The 14,376-nt window shown below is 75.5% G+C and carries 13 protein-coding genes and 1 pseudogene; 12 read left to right on the top strand and 2 right to left on the bottom strand.

The genetic code is table 11. The features are described 5' to 3' along the window. The first annotated feature begins 13 nt into the window (after window positions 1-13). Genes EDC57_RS00070 through EDC57_RS00045 form a run of 6 tightly spaced genes read left to right on the top strand, consistent with a single transcriptional unit; the run spans window position 14 to window position 5,987 of the window. A complete protein-coding gene (locus tag EDC57_RS00070) occupies window positions 14-595 on the top strand; it encodes a shikimate kinase (protein WP_123399029.1) in 582 nt (193 codons plus the stop codon). Beyond that, entirely contained in the window at window positions 592-1,677 is a 1,086-nt protein-coding gene (aroB, locus tag EDC57_RS00065; RefSeq protein ID WP_123399027.1) for a 3-dehydroquinate synthase, read from the top strand. Before EDC57_RS00070 ends, aroB begins: the two co-directional genes overlap by 4 nt. Next, window positions 1,677-2,834, top strand: a complete 1,158-nt coding sequence (locus EDC57_RS00060) for a deoxyguanosinetriphosphate triphosphohydrolase (RefSeq protein WP_123399025.1) — start codon at window positions 1,677-1,679, stop codon at window positions 2,832-2,834. Before aroB ends, EDC57_RS00060 begins: the two co-directional genes overlap by 1 nt. 12 nt (window positions 2,835-2,846) lie before the next feature. After that, window positions 2,847-3,101, top strand: coding sequence for a WGR domain-containing protein (locus tag EDC57_RS00055; protein ID WP_123399022.1), 255 nt, complete (start codon window positions 2,847-2,849; stop codon window positions 3,099-3,101). Further along, window positions 3,098-4,531: an AAA family ATPase gene (locus EDC57_RS00050; RefSeq protein WP_123399020.1), complete on the top strand. Its 1,434-nt coding sequence runs from the start codon at window positions 3,098-3,100 to the stop codon at window positions 4,529-4,531. Before EDC57_RS00055 ends, EDC57_RS00050 begins: the two co-directional genes overlap by 4 nt. 40 nt (window positions 4,532-4,571) lie before the next feature. Further along, window positions 4,572-5,987, top strand: coding sequence for a multicopper oxidase family protein (locus EDC57_RS00045; protein WP_123399018.1), 1,416 nt, complete (start codon window positions 4,572-4,574; stop codon window positions 5,985-5,987). Between the two features lie 9 nt (window positions 5,988-5,996). Here EDC57_RS00045 and EDC57_RS00040 read toward each other — a convergent pair whose 3' ends face one another. Both EDC57_RS00040 and EDC57_RS00035 read right to left on the bottom strand, forming a co-directional pair. Beyond that, window positions 5,997-6,866, bottom strand: coding sequence for a hypothetical protein (locus EDC57_RS00040; protein WP_148051411.1), 870 nt, complete (start codon window positions 6,864-6,866; stop codon window positions 5,997-5,999). A gap of 72 nt (window positions 6,867-6,938) precedes the next feature. Beyond that, window positions 6,939-7,922: a quinone oxidoreductase family protein gene (locus EDC57_RS00035; RefSeq protein WP_123399014.1), complete on the bottom strand. Its 984-nt coding sequence runs from the start codon at window positions 7,920-7,922 to the stop codon at window positions 6,939-6,941. A gap of 126 nt (window positions 7,923-8,048) precedes the next feature. Between EDC57_RS00035 and EDC57_RS00030 the strand changes: the two genes are divergently transcribed. From EDC57_RS00030 to EDC57_RS12680, 6 genes and pseudogenes are all read left to right on the top strand, one after another. Next, entirely contained in the window at window positions 8,049-8,480 is a 432-nt protein-coding gene (locus tag EDC57_RS00030) for a MerR family transcriptional regulator (protein WP_123399012.1), read from the top strand. A 17-nt stretch (window positions 8,481-8,497) separates the two neighbouring features. Further along, window positions 8,498-9,634, top strand: a complete 1,137-nt coding sequence (locus EDC57_RS00025; RefSeq protein WP_123399010.1) for a thiolase family protein — start codon at window positions 8,498-8,500, stop codon at window positions 9,632-9,634. Next, the gene (locus EDC57_RS00020) at window positions 9,634-11,955 is read left to right on the top strand and encodes a 3-hydroxyacyl-CoA dehydrogenase/enoyl-CoA hydratase family protein (protein ID WP_123399008.1); all 2,322 of its coding nucleotides are present in this window, start codon (window positions 9,634-9,636) and stop codon (window positions 11,953-11,955) included. Before EDC57_RS00025 ends, EDC57_RS00020 begins: the two co-directional genes overlap by 1 nt. Window positions 11,956-11,958: 3 nt before the next feature. Continuing rightward, on the top strand, window positions 11,959-13,743 hold the full coding sequence (locus tag EDC57_RS00015) for an acyl-CoA dehydrogenase C-terminal domain-containing protein (protein WP_123399006.1): 1,785 nt from the start codon (window positions 11,959-11,961) through the stop codon (window positions 13,741-13,743). 6 nt (window positions 13,744-13,749) lie between these two features. Beyond that, the gene (locus tag EDC57_RS00010; RefSeq protein ID WP_123399004.1) at window positions 13,750-14,289 is read left to right on the top strand and encodes a thioesterase family protein; all 540 of its coding nucleotides are present in this window, start codon (window positions 13,750-13,752) and stop codon (window positions 14,287-14,289) included. Next, a pseudogene (locus EDC57_RS12680) lies at window positions 14,286-14,376 on the top strand (electron transfer flavoprotein subunit beta/FixA family protein); the annotation flags it as partial. The gene EDC57_RS00010 and the pseudogene EDC57_RS12680, both read left to right, overlap by 4 nt.

Raw genomic sequence — 14,376 nt, 5'->3', positions numbered from 1 at the left:
TAGCTTGCCGGCCATGGACGGGCCGGCGAGCGTCTTCCTGGTGGGGCCCATGGGGGCGGGCAAGAGCAGCGTGGGCAGACGCCTCGCACGCCTGCTCGGCCTCGACTTCGTGGACGCCGACGAGGTGGTGGCGCGCGAGGCGGGGATGGACATCCCGGCGATCTTCGCCGCCGAGGGCGAGGCCGGGTTCCGCGCCCGCGAGCGCGAGGTGATCGACCGCCTGACGCGGCTTCCGGGCATCGTGCTGGCCACCGGCGGCGGCGCCGTGATGGATCCGGCCAACCGCGCCTGCCTGCTCACCCGCGGCCACGTGGTCTATCTCTACGCCGACGTGGAGACCCAGCACGCGCGCACGCGCCGCAGCCGCCACCGCCCGCTGCTGCAGACCGAAGACCCGCGCGCGCGCCTGGCGGAGCTCTTCGCGCGGCGCGACCCCCTCTACCGCGAGGTGGCGGACTTCGTGGTGGACACCCGCGGCGGCGGGGTCGAGGACACGGTGCGGGCGGTGCTCGCGCAGCTTCGGGCGACGGGCGAGTTCCGCCGCCGGCGCGGGGTGGGGCGAAGGCGCAGGGAGGGACGGCGGGAGCGGCCATGAGCGCGCGGACCACGCTCACCGTCCGCCTCGGCGGCGGACGCGACTATCCCATCCACATCGGCGCCGGGATCCTGGGCGAGGCGGAGCTGCTGCGCCCGCATCTGCCCGGGCGGCAGGTGATGGTGGTCACCAACGAGACCGTGGCCCCGCTCTACCTCGACGCCCTGGCGCCGGCGCTGGAGGGCCTGGAGCGGCGCGAGGTGGTGCTGCCCGACGGCGAGGCGCACAAGACCCTGGCCACGGTCGCGGGGATCTGGGACGCCCTGCTCGATGCGGGCTTTCACCGCACCGCCACCGTCCTCGCCCTGGGCGGCGGCGTGGTGGGCGACATCGCCGGCTTCGCCGCCGCCTGCTACCAGCGGGGGGTGGCCTTCGTGCAGGTGCCCACGACCCTGCTGGCGCAGGTGGACTCCTCGGTGGGCGGCAAGACCGGGGTCAACCACCCCCTCGGCAAGAACATGATCGGGGCCTTCCACCAGCCCCGCTGCGTGCTCGCCGACGTCGCGACCCTCGACACCCTGCCCGAGCGCGAGCTGCGGGCGGGGCTTGCGGAGGTGATCAAGTACGGCCTCATCCGCGACCCCGACCTCTTCGCCTGGCTCGAGGCCCGGATGCCGGCGCTCCTCGCCCGCGAGCGGCGCGCCCTCGTGGAGGCGGTGGCGCATTCCTGCCGCAACAAGGCGGCGGTGGTGGCCGCCGACGAGCGGGAGGCCGGGCAGCGGGCGCTGCTCAACCTCGGCCACACCTTCGGCCACGCCATCGAGCGGGTGCTGGGCTACGGCATCTGGCTGCACGGCGAGGCGGTGGCCGCGGGCATGGTGCTGGCGGCGCGGCTGTCGGTGGAGATGGGGTGGCTGGAGCCCGCCGCGCTGGAGCGCATCGTGGCCCTGCTGGAGGCGGCGGGGCTGCCCACGGCGCCGCCGCGGGAGGCCGACGGGGGCGCGATGCTGGAGGCCATGGGGCTCGACAAGAAGGTCGCCGACGGGCGCTGGCGGCTGGTGCTGCTGCGGGGCATCGGGCGCGCGGTGGTCACCGACGCCTTCGACCGCAACGCCCTCGAGCGGCTCCTCGGCGCGGGATGATGCCGGCGGCGCGGCTCGCCCCCTACGCCGCCTCCGCGGCCAGCTCGCGGGGGCGCCGGCACCCGGAGCCGCCGCCGCGCTACCGCGGCGAGTACCAGCGCGACCGCGACCGCATCATCCACTGCGCCGCCTTCCGCCGGCTCGAGTACAAGACCCAGGTCTTCGTCAACCACGAGGGCGACCTCTTCCGCACGCGCCTCACCCACAGCCTGGAGGTGGCGCAGATCGCGCGCACGGTGGCCCGCGCCCTGGGGCTCGACGAGGATCTCACCGAGGGCATCGCCCTCGCCCACGACCTCGGCCATCCCCCCTTCGGCCACGCCGGGCAGGAGGCCCTCGACGCCTGCATGGCGCCGTGGGGCGGCTTCGAGCACAATCTGCAGGCGCTGCGGGTGGTGGACGAGCTGGAGGAGCGCTACGCGCGCTTCCGCGGCCTCAACCTCATGTTCGAGACCCGCGAGGGCCTGCTCAAGCACTGCCCGCCGGCGCGGGCGCGCGGGCTCGGCGAGGTGGCGCGGCGCTTCCTCGACGGCACCCAGCCGACCCTGGAGGCGCAGGTGGTGAACCTCGCCGACGAGATCGCCTACCATGCCCACGACGTCGACGACGGCCTGCGGGCGGGGCTGCTGCGGCTGGAGGAGCTCGCCGGGCTCGCCCTCGTGCGCGCGTGCCTCGACGAGGTGGAGGCCGAGCACCCCGGCCTCGGCGGCCGGAGGCGGGTCCACGAGCTGGTGCGCCGGCTCATCGACCGCCAGGTCACCGATCTCATCGAGGCCACGGCGGCGGCCCTGGAGGCCGCGGCGCCCGCGGACGTGGAGGCGGTGCGGGCGCGGCCCGAGCCCCTCGCCCGCCACTCGGAGGCGATGCGCCGGGCGAGCCTGGAGCTCAAGGGCTTCCTGCGCGAGCGCCTCTACCGCCACTACCGCGTCGAGCGCATGACCGCCAAGGCGCGGCGCGTGGTGACGGCGCTCTTCGAGGCCTTCGTGGACAACCCGCGGCTGCTGCCGCCGGCGGCGCGCGAGGCGGCGGCGCGGCTGGAGGCGGAGGCGGGCGAGGCGGGACGGGCGCGGGCGGTGGCCGACTACATCGCCGGCATGACCGACCGCTACGCGCTGGCCGAGCACCGCCGCCTGTTCGACCCGCCGGAGCTGACCTGAGGGGGGCGGCCGATGCGCATCTACATGCAGACCCCGCCGATGCACGGCGAGCCGCTGCGCTTCTGCCACCTCATCCTGCAGCGGGACCTGCTGGGCGGCTGGGTGCTGGTGCGCGAGACCGGCTACCAGGGCGGGGCCGGGCGCGTGCGGCGCGAGCACTACGACAGCCGCGACGAGGCGGTCCGGGCCCTGGAGCGGGCGCGGGACACGCAGCTTCGGCGCGGCTTCCGGGTGGTCTTCGCGGAGGGGCGGGAGGCCCCGGCGTGAAGGGTGCCGCCGCTTTCTATCTGCCCGACGGGCTGCGCCAGCGGCTCGATCTCGCCTATCACCTGCTCCAGCACGGCCGCGCCTGTCTCCACGTCGCGGGCCCGGCGGGCAGCGGGCGCAGCACCTTCGTGGCGCTGCTGGCGGGGCGGGGGGAGGCTGCCGGCTGGTGCGTGGTGCGGCTCGGCGGCGGCGAGGGCGAGGGGCGGGCCGCGGCGCTGGGGCGCCTCGCGCGCGCCCTGGGGATTTCGGAGGACGGCGGCGAGGCGGCGCTGCGCCGGGCCGTGGAGGCGCGGCTCGAGGCGCTGGGGCAGGGGCGCGGCGTGGTCCTGGTGGTGTTGGACGACGCCCATGCCGCACCCCGGGAGACCGTGGACCTGCTGCTCGCCCTCTACCGGAGCCCGCGGGCGGGGGCGCTGCGCCTGGTGCTCGCGGGGCCGCCGGAGCTCGTCGCGGACGGGGTCCCCGGCGTGGCCGGGGCCCTGGAGGCGGCGGTGACCCACACGGTGGAGCTGCTGCCGTGGGGTGAGGAGGAGGTGCGCGGCTACCTCGCGCACCGGCTGGGGCGCGACCCCGAGGAGGCGCTGGTGCGGCGGGCCCTGCGCCGCGGCGGGGGGATGCCCGGGAGGATCGAGGCCATGCTGGGCGGAAGCGACGAGGAGCGGAAGGGGGGGCGCGGGCCGGCGGCGCTGCCGCGGCGGGTGTGGCTGCTCGCGGGCGGCGGTGTCCTGGTGGCGGCGGCCCTGGTCCTGACCCTGGTGGGGGGCGACGAGGAGCAGGCGGGGACGCGGCCCCTGCCGGTGCCGCCGCAGCCCGCCGCCCCGCGCGCCGAGCCCCCGGCGGCGGAACCGCCCGCCCGGGCGGACCGGGAGCCGCCGGGGCCTGTGCCCACCGAGGCGGCCGGGCCGCCACCCACCGCGGAGGTCGGACCCCCGCCGAGCGCCGGGGCGGAACCCCCGCCACCGATCGAGGGGGCCGCGGGCGCGCCGCCGGGGGCGAAGGCCACGGCGGGGCCCGCCGCGGCCGAGGCGCCGCCGCCCGCCGCCGGCGAGCCCCCGGCCGCCCCGGCCGAGGGTGCGCAGGCGACGGCTGCGGCGCCCGCCGAGCAGGCGCCACCGCCCGCAGGCGGGCAGGTGCACGACGAGGCGTGGGTGCTCGCCCGCCCGGCCGGGCACTACACGTTGCAGCTTGCCGGTGCGCGCGCACGCGAGGCGCTCCTGCGCGAGGCGGCGCGCCTCGGCGGCGCGGCTCCGGCCGCGGTGGTGCGGCTGCGCCGCGCCGGCGCGGACTGGTACGTGCTCCTCTACGGCGAGTTCCGGGACCACGCGGCGGCGGTGCAGGCCCGGGCGCGGTTGCCGCAGCGGCTGCGCGCGGCGGGGCCGTGGCCGCGGCGGTTCGGCGAGCTGCAGGCGGCGATCCGCGCGGCGCGCTGAAGACCTTGCCGTCGTAGGGGATGACCGCGAGAATGGGGCCATGCCGCCGCTGACTCGCAGGGCCTTCCTTCGCCTCGGTGCCGGGGTCGCGCTGGCGCCGCTGCTGCGCGCGCGAGCGGTGCGGGCGGCCGACGGCGTGCGCGAATACCGCCTGCGGGCGCAGGTGGCGAAGGTGCGCCTCGCCGACGAGCCGTTCCCGGAGACCGAGCTGTGGTGCTATGACGGGCGCTCGCCGGGGCCGCTGCTGCGGCTGCGCCAGGGGGAGCCGTGCCGCATCGTGCTGCGCAACGAGCTGCCCGAGCCCACCACCCTGCACGCGCATGGGGTGCGCCTGGCCAACGCCGCCGACGGCGTGCCCTACCTGACCCAGGAGCCCGTCGCCCCCGGCGAGACCTACGTCTACGAGTTCACGCCCCCGGATGCGGGCACCTTCTGGTACCACTCCCACTTCAACTCCGACGAGCAGCTCGGGCGCGGGCTGTATGGCCCCCTCATCGTCGAGGAGCCGGAGCCGCAGCCCTTCGACCGCGAGATCCTGTGGGTCCTGGACGACTGGCGGCTGACCCGGGACGCCCGGATCCGGGACGACTTCCACCGCGAGGAGGACTTCGCCCGCGCCGGCCGCCTCGGCAACACCATCACCCTCAACGGCCGCATGCCGCGGCCGGAGCCGGTGCGCGCCGGCGAGCGCGTGCGTCTGCGCATCCTCAACGCCTGCAACGCGCGCATCTTCCAGCTCCGCTTCGCCCGCCACGTCCCCTGGGTGATCGCCGTCGACGGCCAGCCCTGCGAGCCCTTCCAGGCCGACGGCGGGATCACCATCGCGCCGGCCCAGCGCGTGGACCTGATGCTGGACATGACCGGGGAGCCCGGCCGCGGCTACGGGGTGCTCGATACCTTCTATCCGCAGTCGCCGCTGCGGCTGACCGAGCTCGCCTACGCCGCCGAGGCGCCGCTGCGGCCGGGGCCGCCCGGCGACCCCGTGCGGCTGCCGCCGAACCCGGTGCCGCTGCCCGACCTGGCGCGCGCCCGGCGCGAGTTCATCGACCTCGAGGGCGGCGACATGGGCGAGATCACCAACCCGCGTCTCTACGGCGCGCCGCAGGGCCTGGGGCGGCTCCTGCTCATGGGCAAGCTGTGGGCCATCAACGGCATCGCCGGCTTCCGCACCGTGATGGCCCCGCTGTTCACGATCCGCCGGGGCAGCCACGTCCTGTTGCACTTCCGCAACTTCACCGCGTGGCCGCACCCGATGCACCTGCACGGCCATTCCTTCCGCGTGGTCCATCACGAGGACGCGGCCGCGGTGGGGCGCATGATGGACACCGTGCTGGTCGGGCCCGGGGAGCAGGCGCAGGTCGCCTTCGTCGCCGACAACCCCGGCGACTGGCTCTTCCACTGCCACATCGTCAGCCACGCCGAGGCGGGGATGATCGCGGTGGTGCGCGTGACCTGAGACGGGGGGTCAGCCAGGCACCGGCAGGCCCATGGCGCGCAGGGCGCGCACCAGCTGCCGGTTCGCCTCTTCCATGGTGCGGATGGCGCGGGCCCAGTCGCCGGCCGCGGCGGCGGCCTCGGCCTCCTGGCGGAGCTGCTCGGCGCGGTCGCGGAAGGGATCGGCGAGGCGGCGACGCGCGGCCTCGGCCTCCGCCGCCATCTGCTCCACCAGCATGCGGTAGCTCTCGTTGCGGCGCTGCTCGTAGGCGTACTCGTCGGCGGGGGTGCGGAAGTCGAGGCCGTAGACCACGGTGTCGTTGCGCCGCAGGCGCGTGAGGGCGGTGACGATCATCTGGTAGGCATGCTCGAGCCGGGTCCGCGCCTCGCCCAGCCGGCCCTTCCTCTCCGCCTCCCGCGCCTCGGCCACGAGGGCCTCGAAGCGCGCGCGGTCGAGCAGCGCGGCGGCCTGTGGGCCCTTCTCGCGCAGGCCGGCGTCGAAGGCCTGGCGGTAGGCCTCGATCTCCTGCCGCATCTGGCGGATGCGCTCGCGGTCCCTGGGGGTGTCGCCGTCCGCGCGCTCCTGCGCCGCGCTACGCGCACTGGCGAGGAGCTGGAGCGCGGTCTCGGTTCGGCGCGCGGCTTCCTCCTCGTCGCCCGCCTCCGCCGCCCGTTCGGCGGCCTCGGCCGCGTCGCGGGCGCGCGCGAGCAGCTCGCGCGCCCTGGGGTTGGCGGCCTGCTCCAGCGGCCGGGTGAGGTCGGGCTGGAGGTAGTAGCGCAGCAGCCGCAGGCGCTGGGCCAGGCCCTCGTCCGCACCGGCCGGTGCGACGGGCCCGGCGGCCACGGCCAGGGCGAGCAGGGCGCAGCCGAGGCCTCGGGCAAGGGCGCGTGCGGCGGGCATGGTCTCCAACGCTCGGACGGTCCTGCCCGGGGATTATCCGCCACCCGTCCAGGTCCCGCCACCGGCGCCCCCTCAGCAGCCCGGGATGAGCACGGTGGAGCCGGTGGTGCGCCGGGCCTCGAGGTCGCGGTGCGCCTGTGCCGCCTCGGCCAGCGGGTAGGTCTGGCGGACCTCGATGCGCACGGCGCCGCTTCGCACCACCTCGAAGAGCTCGCGGGCGCTGGCGAGGAGGTCCTCGCGCCGGGCGGTGTAGGTCATGAGCGTCGGCCGCGTCAGATAGAGCGAGCCCTTCTGCGCCAGGACCCCGATGTCCAGCGGCGGCACCGGGCCCGAGGCCTGGCCGAAGCTCACCATCATCCCCAGCGGGCGCAGGCAGTCGAGCGAGCCCATGAAGGTGTCGCGGCCCACCGAGTCGTAGACCACCGGGACGCCCTCGCCGCCGGTGAGCTCGCGCACGCGGGCGACGAAGTCCTCCTCGCGGTAGTTGACCGGGTGGTGGCAGCCGTGGGCGCGGGCGAGCTCGGCCTTCTCGGCGCTGCCCACGGTGCCGATGACGGTGGCGCCGAGGTGTCTCGCCCACTGGCACAGGATCAGGCCGACGCCGCCGGCGGCGGCGTGGACGAGGATGGTCTCGCCCGCCTGCACGCGGTAGGTGCGCCGCAGGAGATACTGCGCGGTCATGCCCTGGAGCATCACGCCCGCGGCCTGGACATCGTCGATGTCGTCGGGCAGGGGCACGAGGCGATGGGCCGGGATCAGGCGCACCTCGGCGTAGGCGCCCACGGGCAGGCCGGCGTAGGCGACGCGGTCGCCGGGGCGGACCTCGGTCACCCCCTCGCCCACGGCCTCCACCACGCCCGCGCCCTCCATGCCCAGGACCGCCGGCAGCGCGGGCAGGGGATAGAGCCCGGTGCGGTGATAGACGTCGATGAAGTTGAGCCCGACGGCGGTCTGCCGCAGCCGGACCTCGCCCGGCCCCGGCTCGCCCACCTCCACCTCCTCCAGCCGCAGGACCTCGGGGCCGCCGTGCTCGTGGATGCGGATCGCCTTGGCCATGCCTGCCTCCTCCGTCGGGGGTTGGGATGGGGCGATTTCAGCGCGCCCGGCGGGCGAGGGCAAGCTTCGGCATTGCGCGCACGTCCGCAGGTTGACCCATGCGTCAACGTCGTCTATGTTGGGTCAATGAGATCGAGCACAGGTCATCCGGTGGAGGAGCGGCTCTATTCCATCACCGAGCTCGCCCGGGAGCTGGGCGTCTCGCCCCGCGCCATCCGCCTCTACGAGGCCAAGGGCCTGCTCCGGCCCCAGCGGGTGGCCGGCACGCGGGTCTACACCCGCCGTGACCGCGGGCGGCTGAAGCTGATCCTGCGCGGCAAGCGCCTCGGCTTCTCCCTGGCCGAGATCGGCGAGTACCTCGCGCTCTACGACGTCGACCCCAGCCGCGTGCGCCAGCTCGAGGCGCTGCTCGGGGGGGTGCGCCGGCGCATCACCCAGCTCGAGCGCCAGCGCGAGGACCTGGAGCTGACCCTGGAGGAGCTGCGGGAGATCGAGCGCGAGGCCGAGGCCGAGCTCGCGCGCAGACGAGAGCAAGCGCCCGCGGCGCGGGCATCCTGAAGCGAGGAGCACCTGCCATGACCGACATCGTCATCGCCGCCTACGTGCGGTCCCCCTTCCACTTCGCCCGCAAGGGCGCCCTCGCCCGCGTGCGCCCGGACGACCTCGCGGCGCAGGTGGTGCGCGGGCTGATCGAGCGCACCGGGGTCGATCCCGCCACCATCGAGGATCTGCAGCTCGGCTGCGCCTTCCCCGAGGGGGAGCAGGGGCTCAACCTGGGCCGCCTGGTGGCGCTGCTGGCGGATCTGCCCCTCGCGGTGGGCGGGGTCACGGTCAACCGCTTCTGCGGCTCGTCCATGCAGGCCATCCACAACGCCGCCGGCGCCATCGCCCTCGGCGCCGGCGAGGCCTACATCTGCGCCGGGGTCGAGTCCATGACCCGGGTGCCGATGATGGGCTTCAATCCGCTGCCGAACCCGGGCCTGCGCGAGCGCATGCCGGGGGCCTACATGGGCATGGGCGAGACCGCCGAGAACCTCGCCCGCAAGTACGGTATCCCCCGCGATGAGCAGGAGGCCTTCGCCGTCGAGAGCCACCGCCGCGCCGCCGCGGCCCGCGCCGAGGGGCGCTTCGCCGACGAGATCGTGCCCATCGAGGGGCCCGACGGGACCGTCACCGAGGACGGCTGCATCCGGCCCGACACCAGCCTGGAGGCGCTGGCGGGGCTCGCGCCCGCCTTCATGGCCGACGGCACGGTGACCGCCGGCACCTCCAGCCCGCTCACCGACGGCGCCTCCGCCACCCTGGTCTGCTCCGCCGCCTACGCCGAGCGGCACGGGCTCGAGCCGCTTGCGCGCATCCGCAGCTTCGCGGTGGCGGGCTGTGCGCCGGAGATCATGGGCATCGGCCCCGTGCTCGCCACGCGCAAGGCCCTCGAGCGGGCCGGCCTCGAGCTCGAGCAGATCGACGTGGTCGAGCTCAACGAGGCGTTCGCGGCCCAGGTCCTCGCCTGCCTGCGCGAGCTGCCCATCCCCTCGGAGCGGCTCAACATCGACGGCGGCGCCATCGCCCTCGGCCACCCCCTCGGCGCCACCGGCGCGCGCATCACCGGCAAGGCCGCGGCGCTGCTCAGGCGCACCGGCGGCCGCTACGCCCTCGCCACCCAGTGCATCGGCGGCGGCCAGGGCATCGCCACCATCCTGGAGGCCCTGTGATGGAGATCCGCAAGGTCGCGGTGATCGGCGCCGGCGTCATGGGCGCCGGGATCGCCGCCCATCTCGCCAACGCCGGCGTCCCGGTGCTGCTGCTGGACATCGTGCCCGAGGGGGCGGAGGACCGCGACGCCCTCGCCAAGGGCGCGCTGGAGCGGCTGCGCAAGGCGAAGCCGGCCGCCTTCATGCACCGCGGCGCCGCCCGGCTCGTCACCCCCGGCAACGTGGAGGACCACCTGGAGCGGCTCGCCGAGTGCGACTGGATCATCGAGGCCGTGGTCGAGCGGCTCGACGTCAAGCAGGCGCTCTACCGGCGCATCGAGGCCGTGCGCCGGCCCGACGCCGTGGTCTCGTCCAACACCTCCACCATCCCCCGCGCGCGGCTGGTGGCGGGGCTGCCGGAGCCCTTCGCCGCCTCCTTCCTCATCACGCACTTCTTCAACCCGCCGCGCTACATGCGCCTGCTGGAGCTGGTGGCGGGGCCCGAGGTGCGGCCCGAGGCGGTGGAGGCGGTGGCCGCCTTCTGCGACCGCCGCCTGGGCAAGGGCGTGGTGCGCTGCAAGGACACGCCCGGCTTCATCGCCAACCGCATCGGCATCTTCTGGATGCAGACCGCGCTCGCCGCGGCGATCGAGCAGGGGGTGCCGGTGGAGGAGGCCGACGCCGTCCTGGGCCGTCCCCTGGGCATCCCCAAGACGGGGGTGTTCGGGCTCGCCGACCTGGTGGGCATCGACCTCATGCCGCACCTGATGGAGAGCCTGCTCGCGACCCTGCCGCCCGGGGATCCGCTGCGCGCGGTCGCCGAGGTGCCGCCGGTGGTGGCGCGGATGATCGCGGAGGGCTACACCGGCCGCAAGGGCAAGGGCGGCTTCTACCGCCTGCGCCGCGACGACGGCGGCCGCCTCAAGGAGGCCCTCGATCTGGCGAGCGGCGCGTACCGCCCGGCGCGCAAGGCGCGGCTCGAGAGCGTCGAGGCGGCGCGCACGGGGCCGCGGGCGCTGCTCGAGCACCCCGATCGCGGCGGCCGCTACGCCCGCCACGTGATGCTGCGCGTCATCGCCTACGCGGCGGCGCTGGTGCCCGAGATCGCCGAGCGGGCGAGCGCCGTCGACGAGGCCATGCGCCTCGGCTACAACTGGCGCTGGGGCCCGTTCGAGCTCGCCGACCGCATCGGCGCGGGCTGGCTCGGCGAGGCGCTCGCCGCGGACGGGCTGGAAGTCCCGCCGTTCCTCGCCCGGGCCGCGCAGGCCGGCGGGTTCTACCGCGTCGAGGCGGGGCGGCTCGAGGAGCTGGGGCCGGACGGGGCCTGGCACGCGGTCCCCCGCGCGCCCGGCGTGCTCCTGCTCAGGGACGTGCAGCGGCGCGGCGAGCCGCTCGCCCGCAACGGCTCGGCGAGCCTCTGGGACGTGGGCGAGGGCGTGGCCTGCCTCGAGTTCCACACCAAGATGAACGCCCTCGACCCGCAGGTGCTGGCCATGGTGCGGCGGGCGGTGGAGGAGATCCCCGCGCGCGGCATGCGCGCGCTGGTGATCCACAACGAGGGCGAGCACTTCTCCGCCGGCGCCAACCTCGGGCTGCTCCTCTACTCGGCCAACCTCGCCCTGTGGGATCAGATCGAGGCCATGGTGCGGGAGGGCCAGGAGACCTATCTCGCCCTCAAGCGGGCGCCCTTCCCGGTGGTGGGGGCGCCCTCGGGGATGGCCCTCGGCGGCGGCTGCGAGATCCTGCTCCACTGCGATGCGGTGCAGGCCCACGCCGAGCTCTACATGGGGCTGGTGGAGGTGGGCGTGGGGCTGATCCCGGCCTGGGGGGGCTGCAAGGAGCTGCTGGCACGGTTCGCCCGGGGAGGGCCGCGCGGGCCCATGCCGCCGGTGATGCGCGTCTTCGAGACCATCAGCCTGGCGAAGGTCTCCACCTCCGCCGAGGAGGCGCGGGAGCTGGGCTACCTGGGCCCGGACGACGGCATCACCATGAACCGCGACCGCCTCCTCGCCGAGGCCCGGGCCCGCGCCCTGGCGCTGGCCGAGGGCTATCGCCCGCCGGAGCCGCCCACCTTCGTCCTGCCGGGCCCCGCCGGGCGCGTCGCCCTCGAGATGGCCCTCGAGGACTTCCGCAAGCAGGGCAAGGCCACCGCCCACGACGTGGTGGTGGCGTGCGAGCTCGCGCGCGTGCTCTCGGGGGGCGAGACCGACGTCACCGCCGCCCTCGCCGAGGAGGACCTGCTGGCGCTGGAGCGGGCCGCCTTCATGCGCCTGGTGCGCCATCCCGACACGCTGGCCCGCATGGAGCACATGCTGGAGACCGGCAAGCCGCTGAGGAACTGAGCCATGCCGAGCTATCGCCCGCCCCTGCGCGAGATGCGCTTCGTCTACCGGGAGCTCCTCGACCCGGCCCGCCTGCAGGCCCTGCCGGGCTACGGCGAGCTGGACCCGGAGCTCGTCGAGGCCGTGATCGAGGAGGCGGGGCGCTTCTGCGCCGAGGTCCTCGCCCCCCTCAACCGCGTCGGCGACGAGGAGGGCTGCCGGCTCGAGGGCGGCGAGGTGCGCACGCCCACGGGCTTCCGCGACGCCTACCGCCGCTACGTCGAGGGCGGCTGGCCCGGGCTCGGCTGCGAGCCCGAGCACGGCGGCCAGGGCCTGCCCGAGACCGTGCACGTCCTCGTGGAGGAGATGGTCTGCTCGGCCAACCTCGCCTTCGGGATCTATCCGGGGCTCGCGCGGGGGGCCTACAACGCCATCCTCGAGCACGGCGACGAGGCCCAGAAGGCGGTCTACCTGCCGCGGCTCGCCGACGGCTCCTGGGGCGGCACCATGTGCCTGACCGAGCCCCAGTGCGGCACCGACCTGGGGCTGGTGCGAACCCGCGCCGAGCCCGTCGGCGACGGCAGCTACCGCATCACCGGCAGCAAGATCTTCATCTCCGCGGGCGAGCACGACCTCACCGAGAACATCGTCCACCTGGTGCTGGCGCGCCTGCCCGACGCCCCGCCCGGCACCGCCGGGATCAGCCTCTTCATCGTGCCCAAGTTCCTCCCGCGCGAGGACGGCACGCCGGGCGAGCGCAACGCCGTCACCTGCTCGGCCATCGAGCACAAGATGGGCATCAACGGCTCGGCCACCTGCGTGCTCGACTTCGACGGCGCCGTGGGCTGGCTCATGGGCGAGCCCCACAAGGGCATGCGCGCCATGTTCACGATGATGAACGCGGCGCGTCTGGCCGTGGGCATCCAGGGGCTGGGGCTGGCCGAGGCCGCCTACCAGGCGGCGGCGGCCTACGCCCGCGAGCGCCTCCAGGGCCGCGCCCCGGGCGGGCCGCGCCACCCCGACAAGCCCGCCGACCCCATCCTCGTCCACCCCGACGTGCGCCGCATGCTGCTCACCATGCGCGCCTGGACCGAGGGCTGCCGCGCCCTCGCCGGGCGGGTCGCGCAGGCCCTGGACGTCGCGCGGCGGGACGAGGACCCGGCGCGGCGCGAGGCCGCCCACGACTACGTCTCCCTCATGACCCCGGTGGTCAAGGCCTTCTTCACCGACGCCGGCTTCGAGTGCGCCAACCTCGCGGTGCAGGTCTACGGCGGCCACGGCTACATCCGCGAGCAGGGCGTGGAGCAGCTCGTGCGCGATGCGCGCATCACCCAGATCTACGAGGGCACCAACGGCATCCAGGCCCTCGACCTCGTGGGGCGCAAGCTGCCGGCGCACTTCGGCCGCCTGGCGCGGCGCTTCTTCCACCCCGTGGCCGAGTACCTGGAGGCGCGCCGCGGCGACGAGGCCCTCGCCGAGTTCACGGCGCCGCTGGCCAAGGCCTTCGGCCGCCTCCAGCGCGCCACCGCCTGGATCGCCGAGCAGGGCCTGCGCGATCCCGAGCAGGCGGCCGCCGCGGCCACACCCTACCTGCGGCTCTTCGGCCTCACCGCGCTCGCCTTCGAGTGGGCGCGCATGGCCGAGCTGGGGCTCGCCGGCGCCGACGGGGCGGAGGGGCGCTTCTACCGCGCCAAGGTGGAGACGGCGCGCTTCTACATGCAGCACCTGCTGCCGCAGAGCGGCGGGCTGCTGGCCTCGATCCTGGCCGGCAAGGCCGCCATCACCGGCTTCGACGACGAGGCCTTCTGAGCGCCCATGAACCTGTGGCTGCGGCTGCTCTGGCTGCTCGGCGTGCGCGGCTGGCTGCGCCCGCGCGTCGGCCTGCTCGAGCCCTCGGTGCTGGCGCTGCGGGTGTGGCCCGGCGACCTCGATCTCAACGGGCACATGAACAACGCCCGCTACCTGGCGGTGATGGACCTCGGGCGGCTGGACCTGCTGCGCCGCGCCGGGCTGCTGGGCACGGTGCTGCGCCGGCGCTGGCGGCCGGTGCTGGGGGCGGCGGCGATCCGCTTCCGCCGCCCCCTGGCGCCCCTCGCCCGCTATGCGCTGGTGACGCGGGTCGCGGGCTGGGACGAGAAGTGGTTCTATCTGGAGCAGCGCTTCGAGCGCGGGGGCGATCTCTGCGCGGCGGCCTGGGTGCAGGGGCTCTTCGCCGGGCCGCGGGGGCGGGTGCCCACCGCCGAGGTGCTGGCGGCGGCCGGACACCGCGGCGCCTCGCCGGCGCTGCCGGAGGCGGCCCGGATCCTGCGCGGACTGGGCACGGACGGGAACGAGGCACGGGAGAGAGCGGCATGAAGGTACTGGTCGCGGTCAAGCGGGTGGTGGACTACAACGTTCGGGTTCGTGTGAAGGCGGACGGTTCTGGGGTGGAGACGTCGAACG

This window comes from Inmirania thermothiophila, assembly GCF_003751635.1.
GTDB classification, from domain to species: Bacteria; Pseudomonadota; Gammaproteobacteria; order DSM-100275; family DSM-100275; genus Inmirania; species Inmirania thermothiophila.
This window is presented reverse-complemented; position numbering and strand designations above follow the sequence as displayed.

Bases quoted from the DNA above. Each gene is read 5' to 3' on its own strand.
- EDC57_RS00070 (WP_123399029.1), top strand. From the start codon at position 14: ATGGACGGGCCGGCGAGCGTCTTCCTGGTGGGGCCCATGGGGGCGGGC.
- aroB (WP_123399027.1), top strand. From the start codon at position 592: ATGAGCGCGCGGACCACGCTCACCGTCCGCCTCGGCGGCGGACGCGAC.
- EDC57_RS00060 (WP_123399025.1), top strand. From the start codon at position 1,677: ATGCCGGCGGCGCGGCTCGCCCCCTACGCCGCCTCCGCGGCCAGCTCG.
- EDC57_RS00055 (WP_123399022.1), top strand. From the start codon at position 2,847: ATGCGCATCTACATGCAGACCCCGCCGATGCACGGCGAGCCGCTGCGC.
- EDC57_RS00045 (WP_123399018.1), top strand. From the start codon at position 4,572: ATGCCGCCGCTGACTCGCAGGGCCTTCCTTCGCCTCGGTGCCGGGGTC.
- EDC57_RS00040 (WP_148051411.1), bottom strand. From the start codon at position 6,866: ATGCCCGCCGCACGCGCCCTTGCCCGAGGCCTCGGCTGCGCCCTGCTC.
- EDC57_RS00035 (WP_123399014.1), bottom strand. From the start codon at position 7,922: ATGGCCAAGGCGATCCGCATCCACGAGCACGGCGGCCCCGAGGTCCTG.
- EDC57_RS00030 (WP_123399012.1), top strand. From the start codon at position 8,049: ATGAGATCGAGCACAGGTCATCCGGTGGAGGAGCGGCTCTATTCCATC.
- EDC57_RS00025 (WP_123399010.1), top strand. From the start codon at position 8,498: ATGACCGACATCGTCATCGCCGCCTACGTGCGGTCCCCCTTCCACTTC.
- EDC57_RS00020 (WP_123399008.1), top strand. From the start codon at position 9,634: ATGGAGATCCGCAAGGTCGCGGTGATCGGCGCCGGCGTCATGGGCGCC.
- EDC57_RS00015 (WP_123399006.1), top strand. From the start codon at position 11,959: ATGCCGAGCTATCGCCCGCCCCTGCGCGAGATGCGCTTCGTCTACCGG.
- EDC57_RS00010 (WP_123399004.1), top strand. From the start codon at position 13,750: ATGAACCTGTGGCTGCGGCTGCTCTGGCTGCTCGGCGTGCGCGGCTGG.